The sequence below is a fragment of the uncultured Rhodococcus sp. genome (assembly GCF_963525155.1).
Classification (GTDB): Bacteria; Actinomycetota; Actinomycetes; order Mycobacteriales; family Mycobacteriaceae; genus Rhodococcus_F; species Rhodococcus_F qingshengii.
This window is the reverse complement of the sequence record NZ_CAURKP010000002.1, coordinates 24272-36498: the sequence shown is the minus strand read 5'-3', so window position 1 is coordinate 36498 and position 12227 is coordinate 24272. Positions and strand designations below refer to the sequence as shown.

13 protein-coding genes are annotated in these 12227 nt (G+C 63.7%); 10 read left to right on the top strand and 3 right to left on the bottom strand.

Going from position 1 to position 12227, the window contains the following annotated elements:
- The first annotated feature begins 21 nt into the window (after window positions 1-21).
- The 6 genes from rfbA to RWT78_RS00665 all read left to right on the top strand — a co-directional run bounded on the left by rfbA (window position 22) and on the right by RWT78_RS00665 (window position 4863).
- Complete coding sequence (gene rfbA, locus RWT78_RS00690; RefSeq protein WP_020905793.1) at window positions 22-897, top strand: glucose-1-phosphate thymidylyltransferase RfbA; 876 nt, start codon at window positions 22-24, stop codon at window positions 895-897.
- Between the two features lies 1 nt (window position 898).
- The gene (locus RWT78_RS00685; protein ID WP_223257871.1) at window positions 899-1510 is read left to right on the top strand and encodes a dTDP-4-dehydrorhamnose 3,5-epimerase family protein; all 612 of its coding nucleotides are present in this window, start codon (window positions 899-901) and stop codon (window positions 1508-1510) included.
- Window positions 1510-1980: a GtrA family protein gene (locus tag RWT78_RS00680; RefSeq protein ID WP_020905791.1), complete on the top strand. Its 471-nt coding sequence runs from the start codon at window positions 1510-1512 to the stop codon at window positions 1978-1980. The genes RWT78_RS00685 and RWT78_RS00680 overlap by 1 nt, the downstream gene beginning before the upstream one ends.
- Window positions 1977-2807, top strand: coding sequence for a glycosyltransferase (locus RWT78_RS00675; RefSeq protein ID WP_050655616.1), 831 nt, complete (start codon window positions 1977-1979; stop codon window positions 2805-2807). Before RWT78_RS00680 ends, RWT78_RS00675 begins: the two co-directional genes overlap by 4 nt.
- Before the next feature lie 69 nt (window positions 2808-2876).
- Window positions 2877-3968, top strand: a complete 1092-nt coding sequence (locus tag RWT78_RS00670; RefSeq protein WP_003943984.1) for a S1C family serine protease — start codon at window positions 2877-2879, stop codon at window positions 3966-3968.
- A 34-nt stretch (window positions 3969-4002) separates the two neighbouring features.
- Window positions 4003-4863, top strand: a complete 861-nt coding sequence (locus tag RWT78_RS00665) for a RimK family alpha-L-glutamate ligase (protein ID WP_003943920.1) — start codon at window positions 4003-4005, stop codon at window positions 4861-4863.
- Here RWT78_RS00665 and RWT78_RS00660 read toward each other — a convergent pair.
- Genes RWT78_RS00660 through RWT78_RS00650 form a run of 3 tightly spaced genes read right to left on the bottom strand, consistent with a single transcriptional unit; the run spans window position 4849 to window position 7279 of the window.
- Window positions 4849-5820: an alpha/beta hydrolase gene (locus tag RWT78_RS00660; RefSeq protein ID WP_050655618.1), complete on the bottom strand. Its 972-nt coding sequence runs from the start codon at window positions 5818-5820 to the stop codon at window positions 4849-4851. The two genes, RWT78_RS00665 and RWT78_RS00660, sit on opposite strands and share 15 nt — an antisense overlap.
- Window positions 5821-5839: 19 nt before the next feature.
- Window positions 5840-6748 carry a PIN domain-containing protein gene (locus RWT78_RS00655; RefSeq protein ID WP_218748713.1) on the bottom strand — a complete coding sequence of 303 codons (909 nt, stop codon included), beginning with the start codon at window positions 6746-6748 and terminating at the stop codon, window positions 5840-5842.
- A gap of 54 nt (window positions 6749-6802) precedes the next feature.
- Entirely contained in the window at window positions 6803-7279 is a 477-nt protein-coding gene (locus tag RWT78_RS00650; protein WP_073513418.1) for a GtrA family protein, read from the bottom strand.
- A gap of 63 nt (window positions 7280-7342) precedes the next feature.
- On the opposite strand from RWT78_RS00650, the gene RWT78_RS00645 reads away from it, so the two are divergent.
- The 4 genes from RWT78_RS00645 (at window position 7343) to RWT78_RS00630 (ending at window position 12160) form a co-directional block, all read left to right on the top strand.
- Window positions 7343-8776, top strand: coding sequence for an FAD-binding oxidoreductase (locus RWT78_RS00645; RefSeq protein ID WP_064073587.1), 1434 nt, complete (start codon window positions 7343-7345; stop codon window positions 8774-8776).
- Window positions 8773-9534: a decaprenylphospho-beta-D-erythro-pentofuranosid-2-ulose 2-reductase gene (locus RWT78_RS00640; protein ID WP_007731800.1), complete on the top strand. Its 762-nt coding sequence runs from the start codon at window positions 8773-8775 to the stop codon at window positions 9532-9534. Before RWT78_RS00645 ends, RWT78_RS00640 begins: the two co-directional genes overlap by 4 nt.
- Window positions 9535-9624: 90 nt before the next feature.
- On the top strand, window positions 9625-11478 hold the full coding sequence (locus tag RWT78_RS00635; protein WP_063315964.1) for a galactan 5-O-arabinofuranosyltransferase: 1854 nt from the start codon (window positions 9625-9627) through the stop codon (window positions 11476-11478).
- 73 nt (window positions 11479-11551) lie between these two features.
- Window positions 11552-12160, top strand: a complete 609-nt coding sequence (locus RWT78_RS00630) for a TetR/AcrR family transcriptional regulator (protein ID WP_003943927.1) — start codon at window positions 11552-11554, stop codon at window positions 12158-12160.
- Window positions 12161-12227: the final 67 nt, after the last annotated feature.

The window sequence follows — 12227 nt, the reverse complement described above, 5'->3', positions numbered from 1 at the left end:
AACACTGGAACACTTCGAGGCATGCGCGGAATCATTCTGGCGGGCGGCACGGGGTCGAGGTTGCACCCCATCACGCTCGGCGTGAGCAAACAGCTGGTCCCCGTCTACGACAAACCGATGATCTATTACCCACTCAGCACCCTGATGCTGGCCGGGATTCGCGACATCATGATCATCACCACAGAAGACGACGCACCGCAGTTCCAGCGGTTGCTCGGCGACGGCTCGCAGTTCGGCGTCGACCTGACCTACCAGATCCAGCACGAGCCGAATGGTCTCGCACAAGCCTTCGTACTCGGAGCCGGCCACATCGGTTCGGAATCCGCGGCCCTGGTCCTCGGCGACAACATCTTCTACGGCCCAGGTCTGGGCAGTAAGCTCACGCGTTTCGAGAACATCGACGGTGGCGCCGTATTCGCGTACTGGGTTTCGGACCCCACGGCTTACGGAGTCATCGAGTTCGACCGCGAAGGCAAAGCCGTCTCGCTCGAGGAGAAGCCGGCGAACCCGCGCTCCAACTATTCGGTGCCTGGCCTCTATTTCTACGACAACGACGTTGTCGCCATCGCCAAGGACCTCGAACCATCGGCACGCGGCGAATACGAGATCACCGACGTCAACCGTGCGTACCTCGAAGCTGGCCGCCTCCAGGTCGAAGTACTTCCTCGCGGCACCGCGTGGCTCGACACCGGAACTTTCGATTCGCTTCTCGACGCATCGAACTACGTGCGCACGATCGAGGAGCGTCAGGGACTCAAGATCGGCGCGCCCGAAGAAGTTGCGTGGCGGCACGGATTCATCACCGACGACGAGCTACGCATTCGTGCTGAGAAGCTCCTCAAATCCGGATACGGAAAATACCTTCTCGAACTTCTCGACCGCGGCAAGGACTGGTGACATGGCAGATACTCACGTGATGAGCCAGTATCGCGAACTGAAAGTGCCAGGGGCCTGGGAATTCACACCCAAACAGTTCGGCGACGACCGTGGAGTCTTCCTCGAATGGTTCCGTGAACCCGGATTCTCCGAGATCACCGGCCGCACCCTCGACCTTCAGCAGGCCAATTGCTCGGTCTCGGCTGCCGGCGTCCTACGAGGCATCCATTTTGCCGACGTCCCTCCCGGACAGGCCAAGTACGTTACGTGTGTCAAAGGCGCGATACTCGACATCGCCGTCGACCTCCGCGTGGGATCGCCGACCTTCGGCCAGTGGGATTCGGTCCTTCTCGACGACGTCGACCGCAGAGCGATCTTTCTGTCCGAAGGGCTTGGGCATGCCTTCCTGTCCCTCGAGGACAACTCGACAGTGGTTTACCTGTGCTCGACGGGATACGCCCCCGAGCGTGAGCACGAAGTTCACCCCCTCGATCCCGACATAGCGATCGACTGGCCCACCGTGGGTCGCAGCGGTGAGCCCCTGAACATCACGCTCTCCGCGAAGGACACAGCGGCACCGTCGCTTCAAGATGCCGTGTCGGCAGGGCTGCTGCCCACGTTCGGCGAAGGCTGATGGCTTCACCGGATTCGACTGCAACACCCCCCGCCGGAATGACCGGCAGGCCGGGTCCGTTGATGCGCGTCGTCAAGAATCAGGCCCTTGCCTTTCTGCTCGTCGGTGGCGTCAACACGGCGCTCGGAACCGCCTGGTTCATTGCCTGGCAGATCGCGCTCGGCGATCAATTCGGCTACCACTTCGCGATCGTTGCCGGGTACGTCTGCAACCTGCTGTGCGCTTTTGCGATGTACCGCTACCTGGTCTTCGAAGTTCGCGGCCACTTCCTCCGTGACTTCTGGCGATTCGTCGTCGTCAATTTCGGCGCCTTCGTGATCAACCTCGCGCTGATGACCGTCGCGGTCTCGGTCCTGCACTTTCCTCCCATCCCGTCACAACTCGTCATCACTGCGGTAACCGCAACAGCAAGCTTCTTCGGTTACCGCGATTTCTCGTTCAGTCGAAACAAGAGAACAGGCAACTCATGACTCCGCGTGTTTCCGTCGTCGTCCCGGCTTACAACAATGCCGACTACATTGCCGAGACGATCGACTCGATCCTGAATCAGAGCTACCAGGACTTCGAACTGATCATCTCGGATCATTCGTCGACCGACGACACCGTCAAGGTCCTGGCGCGATACGCCGACGATCCGCGGATCGAGATCCTGTCGACCGAGGCCGGCGGCGGAGCGAAGCGAAACTGGGACCGGGTCAGCGAAGCTGCGAACGGAGAGCTCCTGAAACTGGTGTGCGGTGACGACACCATCTACCCCGAGTGCCTGGCGGAACAGGTCGCGGCTTTCGACGAGCACCCCTCGGTGGTACTCGTGGCCTCGCAACGCAAACTGGTCGATGCAAACGGAAAGACCATCCTCTCCGCGCGCGGACTTGCAGGGCTGAAGGGACTGGTCACCGGGCGCGACGCGGCCCGAAAGACGGTAACGGCGGGAGCGAACATCTTCGGCGAGCCCGGATGTGTACTCATGAAGCGATCCGCCTTGAAGGCCATCGGATGGTGGGACGACACCAACCCGTACGTCATCGACGAAGCCACGTACACCGCCGTCGCACTCCAAGGGGACGTCTATGCGATCGCCAAACCCCTCGCGTCCTTCCGCGTCAACGCCGGACAGTGGAGTGTGCGTCTGGCCAAGGATCAGGCACGCCAGGCAGCGGCATTCCACAAAGATCTCCGGGAATCGGATCCGACTCTCGTCTCCGCAATGGACGTCCGAATCGGCGACGCACGCGCACTCGCCACTTCGTTCATGCGTCGCGGCGTCTACATGCTGTTGCGCCATCGCATGTCTTGATCGTTGCCGGTTGGGTAATCTTCACCTTTCACGACTCGATGGCATGACACCGGCGGGACGGACGGCTGGATGACCAAACGTGCGAGCAGACGCGGCCTGTGGACGGCCGTCGTTCTCGCAGCCGGCCTCGGTGGTCTCGCGCTGGTCGCACCGCCCCTGACTCCGGGAACGATCGAGTCCGCACCGGTCACCGTCATCACGACCACCCCACCCGCGCCGGTTGTTCCACTCACGCCGGAGGAGCTCTCGGCCCGGGTGGTCCCCACCATCGTCACCATCACGGCGCCGGCCGGATTCACCACCACTGCTGGGACCGGGATCGTGCTCTCCCCTGACGGAGTGGTGCTCACGAATCACCACGTCATCAGCGGAGCCTCGGACGTCACTGCCGTCAGCATGTCCAACGGGCTGATCTACGACGCCGAGATCCTCGGGTACGACAGCGTCAGCGATCTTGCCGTCCTTCGACTCGCGGGCGCTGACGATCTGCCGGTGGCTGTGGTCGGCAAATCAGCAGAAGCCGCTCGCGGGGACTCCGTCACCGCAATCGGAAATGCGGAAGGCGGCGGAGTACCCGTCCCTGCTCCCGGCGTCATCACCAACCTCGGTGTCACCGTCAACACCCGCAACGTGTCCGACGGATCGCGAAACCAGTTGAAGGGCCTCATCGAGGTCGACGCGGACATCCGGCCTGGCGATTCCGGTGGCCCCCTGGTCAACGCCGTTGGCGAGCTGATCGGCGTCAGCAGCGCGGGCAACGCCGTCACCGACCGCACCGAAACCTCACCGGCGCCTCAGTCCTACGCGATACCGATCGACACCGCACTACCGATCGTCGAGCAGGTACTCGGTGGCCGCTCCTCCGAGACCGTGCGTGTGGGACCGACACCCGTACTCGGTGTCGCGGTGAAGGATCACGCGGACATGCCGGCCGGCGCCGAAGTTGTTGCCGTGAGCTTCGATTCGCCGGCCGAGCGGGTGGGGCTGACCAAAGGTGCGGTCATCACCGAGTTCGGTGGCAGCCGGATCGCGTCGTCCGCTGATCTCAACGCGGCGATGAGCTCGCGCCGCCCCGGCGACACCGTCGCGGTGACGTGGGTGGACGCAACCGGGCAACCCGGGACCGGTTCGCTGGTCCTCGACGAGGGGCCACCTCGCTAGTCGTACAGGGCGCCAGCCGTGAAAGCATCGTGGCATGACCACGGTTCTCCTGCTCACCTGTGACGGCGCCGCCCGCGAGGCGGATGTCGAAAGCAAACTCGTCATGGAAGCTCTCACCTCCTACGGCATCGCGTCGACGATGGCGCCGTGGTCGAGCCCGTCCCTCCTCGATATCGACGCCGACCTGGTTCTGATCCGGTCGACCTGGGACTACACCCAGCGCCTCGACGAATTTCTTGCCGTTCTCGATCAGCTGACCGCTCCGATCGCCAATCCACTCTCGATCGTGAAGTGGAACGCACACAAGGGATACCTCACCGAACTTGCCGCGGCCGGCGTACCTATCGTCCCAACCGCTGTGATCGCTGCCGGAAAGAGCGAAACACTCACCCTCCCTTCGTTCAAGGGTGCCGACGTCATCGTCAAGCCTGCAGTGTCCGCCGGCGCTGTCGGAGTGGGAAAGTTTGCCGCGGGGTCCGCGCAGGCCCACGCTCACCTCAGCTCGATCCTCGACGGCGGTAACGACGCGTTGGTGCAGCCATTCGTCTCGGACGTCGTCGACGGTGAGCGCTCGATCATCCACCTCGGCGGATGCTACTCGCACGCTGTCCGGAAGATCCCGGCCGCCAACGACTTCCGCGTGCAGGAATTTCACGGCGGAACCAACCACCTCCACGAACCGTCCGCCGCCGAACTCGCGGTGGCCAACGCGGCACTGGCCGCAGCCCCATGCGGACCCGGCGAATTGCTTTATGCGCGTGTGGACGTCGTGGGCCCGGTGGATCAACCACTGCTCATGGAAGTGGAACTGATCGAGCCCGAACTCTTTCTGCCATTCGCCCCTGGATCTGCCGACGCCCTCGCACGGGCAGTTGTCGCGTCACTGCGCACGTGACGCCTGGGGCGGGACCGCATCCAGCCTGGTGCGAATGAACCTGGCAACGTCACGTAGCGCTGCCCGGCTCTCCGGCAGGCCAGGCCAGACGGCGGGAAACGCGTGAACCTGGCCGTTCCAGATCTGCAGCGAGCACGGCACCCCCGCGGCGGCGAGCCGTTGCGCCATCACCTCCGAATCGACTCTGAGCACCTCGGATTCGGCGGCGATCAGCAACGACGGCGGCAGCGCGGCCAGATCGCCGTCGACGGGTGAGTTCGTCTGTCCGCCAAGCTTTCCGATCGCCATCAATGCCGACACCGGGGCGATAACGTCGCGTCGAGCGTTGGCGTGGACCGATTTGGTGGTGCAATCGAGATCGAGGAGAGGTGAGAGCCCGACAAGACCGGCCGGAACCTCGAGCCCCGCGGAAACAGCTGCAAGTGCCGTCGCGAAAACCAGGAAGCCTCCGGCCGAATCGCCAACGAAGACAACCTTTTCCGGCAAGGCTCCCTGTTCGAGGAGCCACCGGTATGCATCGAGACAGTCGTCGACGGACCCGCTGATGCTCGTGCTCGGCAACTGTCGATATGCGATGTGCAGGACCGGAAGGCCGGTTCGCTTGGCGATGCTTGCAACGACCGGCCGATGCGTGTTGAGCCCGCAGCACATGAACCCGCCGCCGTGCAGGTAGAGAACAACACCGTCGCGCAGATCAGCCGTCGAGCCTGCCGTCCGCACGAGTTCACCGTCGAAACCTGGAAAGCGAATCGCTTCCCGATCGATCCCGGACGGAATGCGTACACCCGCGGCCGAGTCCAGCACTGCGGCGCGGCGCATGGCGCCAGGCGTCAGCGGCGCGATCCCGACCACGGGCCGAAGCATCCATCGACACGCGTTGTAGAGGACCTGCGATTCGATACTCGGCCTGCCGTATCGAGTTCCGGTCCTTCGACTGACTGTCGGCAACAGAGACATCTGTCCAGATTAGAAGCGATCAGGCACCGAAGAGGTCGACTTCGTCGAGATCGTCGACGATCGTGACCTTTCGTTTCCGCCCGCCGATGACCTTGCCCAGACCGCGCAGTCCACCGGACTGAGCTTTCGGGGCGGGTTCGATGCGCTGCGGCGCAACTCTCGTCCGCGCTGCGCGCTGAACAGGCTTGGGGGCGGGGGCTGCTGCAGGTGCCGCGGGTTCGGGAACCTCGGCTGGAACCACCGCTTCCGGCTCCACGAAGCCCTGAGCAACCGGGGCCTCGGGCGCGACCTCAGCGGCTTCCTCGACCTCCGCCACCTGCTCCACCTGCACCGGTCCGTCGATCACCGGGATGTCCGACGCCCAGCGGACCCGATACTCCAGACCGCGCGACGCCAGCTCACGCGCGAGATCGCCGTGCCAGACCCCGTCTTCGCCGTCGCCGTATGCCCGTGCGTCGGAGCTCACCCAGATGACGTCGACGCCCGGGTTGCGGTCGGCGAGATCGAGCACGGTCAGCCAGTTCAGCGTCGCCGGATATCCGTCTCGCTTCTTCTTGTCGGTATAGGGCCGACGCAGCGAGATCGCCCTCTCGGCCACCTCGACATGCGACACGTCGACTGGATCGACCACTTCGACGCCGATCGCCACGAGGTCTTCGATCACGTCGTCGACGTAGCCGTCGGCCTTGTCGTGAGCAGCGTCGACGAACCTCGTAAGGTCGCGCCGCAATCCCAGTCGGTCGTACATGCGCGCCTGGACGCTCAGGGCCGCGATCATCTCCGCCGATTCCTCGCGGTAGCGACTCGCAACCTCGAGGACGACCAATCGCGGCACGACGACGCGGTGTCCGAGTGCGCGAGCGTCGGCGATGGCAGTGTCGAACCGTACACCCCTGGTCAGGGCCGAAGAATCGAGAACGATGATCATGCGCTCGATTCTCTCTCGAGAAACCGGACGAATGCGCTAATCCACCCCGAACCGTTACTTGATCTTGAAGATCACTGCCCGCTGAACGATGAAGTTGATGACCGTCGCGGTGCCCTGCGCGATGACGAAGGCCAGCGGCATGCGCCACCACTCGTCGGCGAGCACATGCACCATCAGCGCGTTGAGCCCGACCTGAACCGCAAAAGTGACCGCGTACAGCACGACAACAGCGATGAAGCGGGCGCGAGAAGGCTCGGCCTTGAACGTCCACCGCCGGTTGATCAGATACGCCGTCGTAGTGCCGGCGATAAAGCTGATCGACTTGGCCACGCTCAGATCGAGGCCGACGACCTTGAACAGGAATGCGTACAGCCCGTAGTCCACGACCGCCGACAGCCCACCCGTCGCGACGAACCGGACGATCTGCGTTTTCAGGTCCAACGCGTCGTCGGCGATGTCCGTCGTGACAGGAATCTCGACGGGCAGCGGGACGTGGGGTTCGTGCTGGTGACTTGCAGGTGTTTCGGGCACGACGACGAGAGTAACCACTCGAGTCGGAGCCGTCGGCACTACTCCCAGGTAACCTCTACCTTGATGTCCACGACAGCAGAAGAGACGCCGCAGCCGGCTCTCCACACCCAAGCCCGCACCCTCACCGGTTGGGGACGCACCGCCGCCACCACCGCACAGGTGCTGTCCACCCCCGACGTGGAAGTGATCGCCAACGCGGTCGCCCAGGTTGCGGAACAGAACGATTCCAAGCCATCGCATCTGCGACGCGGCGTCATCGCGCGCGGCCTCGGCCGCTCGTACGGTGACCCGGCGCAGAACGCCGGCGGGCTGGTCATCGACATGAATGCACTCGACCGCATTCATCGCATCGATCGCGACACCGCTCTGGTGGACGTCGACGCCGGCGTGAATCTGGATCAGCTGATGAAGGCTGCTCTGCCGTTCGGCCTGTGGGTTCCGGTCCTGCCGGGTACTCGTCAGGTCACGATCGGCGGCGCCATCGGCTCGGATATCCACGGCAAGAACCACCACAGCGCGGGCAGCTTCGGCAACCACGTCGTGTCGTTGGATCTGCTGACGGCCGACGGCAAGGTTCGCACGCTCACCCCCAAGGGCGGGCGCAACGACCCGAAGGCCGCACTGTTCTGGGCCACGATCGGCGGCATGGGCCTGACGGGCATCATCTTGCGGGCAACCATCAAGATGACACCGACCGAGACGGCATACTTCATCGCCGACGGCGACGTCACCAACAGCCTCGACGAGACCATCGCGCTGCACAGCGACGGCAGTGAGGCCAACTACGAGTATTCGAGCGCGTGGTTCGACGCGATTTCCGCGCCCCCGAAGCTCGGTCGTGCGGCAGTCTCGCGCGGATCTCTGGCGAAGCTCGACCAGCTTCCGGCCAAGCTGCAGAAGAACCCGCTCGCCTTCGACGCACCGCAGTTGCTGACGTTCCCCGACGTCTTCCCCAACGGGCTGGCCAACAAGTTCAACTTCACCGCGATCGGCGAGGTCTGGTTCCGCAAGTCCGGCAAGTACCGCGGCAAGGTCCAGAATCTGACGCAGTTCTACCACCCGCTCGACATGTTCGGTGAGTGGAACCGGGCGTACGGATCCAACGGATTCCTCCAGTACCAGTTCGTGGTTCCGCCGGAGGCCGTCGACGAGTTCAAGAAGATCATCGTCGACATCCAGCGCAGCGGGCACTACTCGTTCCTCAACGTGTTCAAGCTCTTCGGCGAGGGCAACCAGGCGCCGCTGAGCTTCCCGATCCCGGGCTGGAACATCTGCGTCGACTTCCGCATCAAGCCGGGCCTGAACGAGTTCGTCACCGAACTCGACAAGCGTGTCCTCGAATTCGGCGGACGCCTGTACACGGCCAAGGACTCGCGGACGTCCGCAGAAACCTTCCACGCCATGTACCCGCGTATCGACGAGTGGATCGCGACGCGCCGCAAGTACGACCCCACAGGCGTTTTCGCCTCCGATATGTCCAGAAGGCTGGAACTGTGATCAACGCTGTAGGTAACCCGCAAACCGTTTTGCTTCTCGGTGGAACCTCCGAGATCGGCCTCGCCATCTGTGAGGAGTACCTGAAGAAGGCGCCGCTCCGCGTCGTTCTGGCGGCACTCCCCGGCGATCCGGGACGCGAAGCTGCGGTCAAGCAGCTCGAAGCGAAGGGTGCCACCTCGGTGGAGCTCATCGACTTCGACGCCGTTGATTTCGAGTCGCATCCGAAGGTGATCGACCAGGCGTTCTCGAACGGTGACGTCGATGTCGCCATCGTCGCCTTCGCACTGGACGGTGACTCCGAAGAGCTGTGGCAGAACCAGCGCAAGGCCGTTCTGGTGGCAAACGTCAACTACACCGCTTCCGTCTCGGTCGGTGTTCTTCTCGGCGAGAAGATGAAGGCTCAGGGCTTCGGCAAGATCATCGCGATGTCGTCGGTTGCCGGCGAGCGCGTCAAGCGTGCCAACTTCGTCTACGGCTCCACCAAGGCGGGCCTCGACGGTTTCTACCTCGGACTCGGCGAGGCTCTCGCGGAATTCGGACCGCAGGTCACCGTCGTTCGCCCCGGCATGGTGCGCACGCAGTTCAGTGCCCACGTCAAGGAAGCTCCGCTGACGGTCAACAAGGACATCGTCGCGAAGCTCGCTGTTGCCGCCTCGGACAAGGGCAAGGAAATCGTCTGGACTCCCGGCCCGTGGCGCTTCGTCATGATGGGTCTTCGCCACGTGCCGCGCCCGATCTTCCGGAAGTTGCCGGTTTAAGCTCCTCCCGTGCCAGAAACAACAACTGCTCCGAGTACAGACCTTTCGACCCCGTCGCCGTGGCGTAATGCCGCGGCGACGGTGGTGGAAATGGCCCTCGGAGCGCTGGTCGCCGCTGTTGTAGCCGCTGTCGGGCTCTTTGCTTTCGGCCGAGTGCAGTGGCCGGCGTTCACCTCTTCCAATGTCACGCAGGCAGTCACGACGGTGCTGCAGGTGCTCTGCATCGCAGTGGTCGGTGTTGCGGTTCTGATGTTCCGCGCCCGCAAGGCCGAGCGAGTCGCAAAACTCCTCTCGTGGGCCGGGCTCTCCGGCTTCGTCACCACGACGCTCGGACTTCCCCTGGCCGCGACGAGTCTGTATCTGCACGGCGTCTCGGTCGATCAGCAGTTCCGGACCGAGTACCTGACCCGGCTGACGGATTCTGCTGCGCTGCAGGACATGACGTACGTGGATCTGCCGCCGTTCTACCCGGCCGGCTGGTTCTGGATCGGTGGACGCGTCGCGAACCTGCTGGGAATGGACGGCTGGGAAGCCTTCAAGCCCTACGCGATCGGCTCGTTGGCTGTCGTCGCCGTCGTTGCACTCGTGTTGTGGACCAAGCTGATTCGACGCGATTGGGCCGTCGTCGCGGCATTGGCCGTCACTGCCGTCGTGTTGGCGTACAACTCCCCCGAGGCGTACGGCGCCGTCATCAACCTCCTGATCCCGCCAGTGCTGATCCTCGCGTGGGGCGCATTGGACCGGCCGGGGGCATCTCGATTTGCCGGAGCCGGCGCAATACTCGGGACGGGCCTGTTCCTCGGTCTCGCCGCAACGGTCTACACGCTCTATCTCGGATTCGCCGCGTTCGCAGTGACTCTGATGGCCTTGGTTGCCGCAGTACTTGCCGCACGCGCCCAGAACACGTGGAAAGCCGCACTGGGACCCCTCGTCAGGCTCGCCGTGATCGCGGTGATCTCCGGCCTGGTGGCTCTGACCGTCTGGACGCCGTACCTGCTGAAGGCACTCTCCGGTGCCACCGCAGAGTCCGGCACCGCAATGCACTACCTCCCCGATTCCGGTGCGGTACTGCCCTTCCCGATGCTGAGCTTCACCCTTGTCGGTGGACTGTGCCTACTCGGCACGATCTGGCTGATTTCGCGGTTCCTGTTCTCCCGCCGCGCCCGAGCACTCGGTATCGGTGTCATTGCCGTGTACCTGTGGGCACTGCTGTCCATGACGTTCACCGTTGCCGGCAGTACGCTCCTCGGCTTCCGACTGGAGCCGGTCCTGATCGGACTCCTTGCCGCCGCCGGTGTGTTCGGTTTCTTCGAGTTCGCCGGTTGGATCGTGCTGGCCACCAGCGAAAATCCTCGCGTCAAAGCGGTACTGGTTGCACTCGGTGTCATCGGAGCCATCGCTTTCGCGCAGAACATCCCGCAGGTGCTGGCGCCGGATATCGCTGTGGCATACAGCGATACCGACGGTAACGGCGAGCGCGGCGACAAGCGGCCCCCAGGTGCCGAAGCCAATTACGCCGACATCGACCGGATCATTCGCGAGCAGTTGGGACGCGAACCCCATGACACGGTGGTCCTCACTGCCGACATCGGCTTCCTCAGCTTCTACCCGTACTTCGGCTTTCAAGGACTGACGTCGCACTACGCGAACCCGCTCGCCGATTTCCGTGCGCGCGCTGCGCTGATCGAGCAGTGGTCGGAACTGAAGACGCCTGACGAACTGGTAACTGCGCTGGACTCGGCGCCGTGGCGCAGCCCCGACGCCTTCGTCTTCCGCCAGGGCGCCGACGGGTACACGCTGCGGTTGGCAGAGGACGTCTACCCCAACGACCCGAACGTCCGCCGCTACACGGTCACGTTCCCCAAGGAACTGTTCGACGATCCTCGTTTCACCGTGACCGAGCAGGGGCCGTTTGTGGTCGTTACCCGCTCTGACGCAATCTAACCAGGAGATACGTCACAAAAGGCTTACCGTCGGGGTCGTTGACGCGACCCCGACGCACCCCTAACTTCATACCGTGCCCCGAACCGATGCCCGAGCGGCGATGATCGATGCAGCCGAGCGTCTGGTTGCCGAGCGAGGTCTGGCCGCTCTGACTCTTCGTGATGTTCAGACCGAAGCCGGGCAGGCCAACAAATCGGCTGCGCAGTATCACTTCGGGTCACGTGAAGGTTTGCTGGCGGCCGTCGTCGAGTCCAGAATGCGACCTGCCGGTGAGCGTCGTCGTGAGTTGCTCGACACGATCGATCTCGACGCGAATCCACCGACGATGCGTGCCCTCGTCGAGGCTCTCGTCCTGCCGTTGGCGGAACAGACCATCTACCGTGAGGGCACGTTGTACGCACGGTTCCTGGTGCAGTCGATCTTCGACCCGGCGATGTCGTCGACCATCCGTGACCACATGCAGGCCGAGAGTTTCCGCGAAGTTCAGCGGCGGATCGTTGCTGCGTCCTCCTTACCGGCAGAGATCGCCGAACTTCGGGCGGGAACTCTGACCGTGCTCACCGTCGTCACTTTTGCCACGTGGGAAGGCCGCGTCGACAGCCGAGAACGTGCTCACGTGATCGTTGCCGACCTGATCGAAAGTTGCCTCGGAGCACTCTCGGCCCCGGCTGCGCAAATCTGACACGCGGTCCGGCGAGTTTGTTTCCGAAACTGCCGGGGTACTCAGCCCCTCCAAGCGCAGTCGAGCA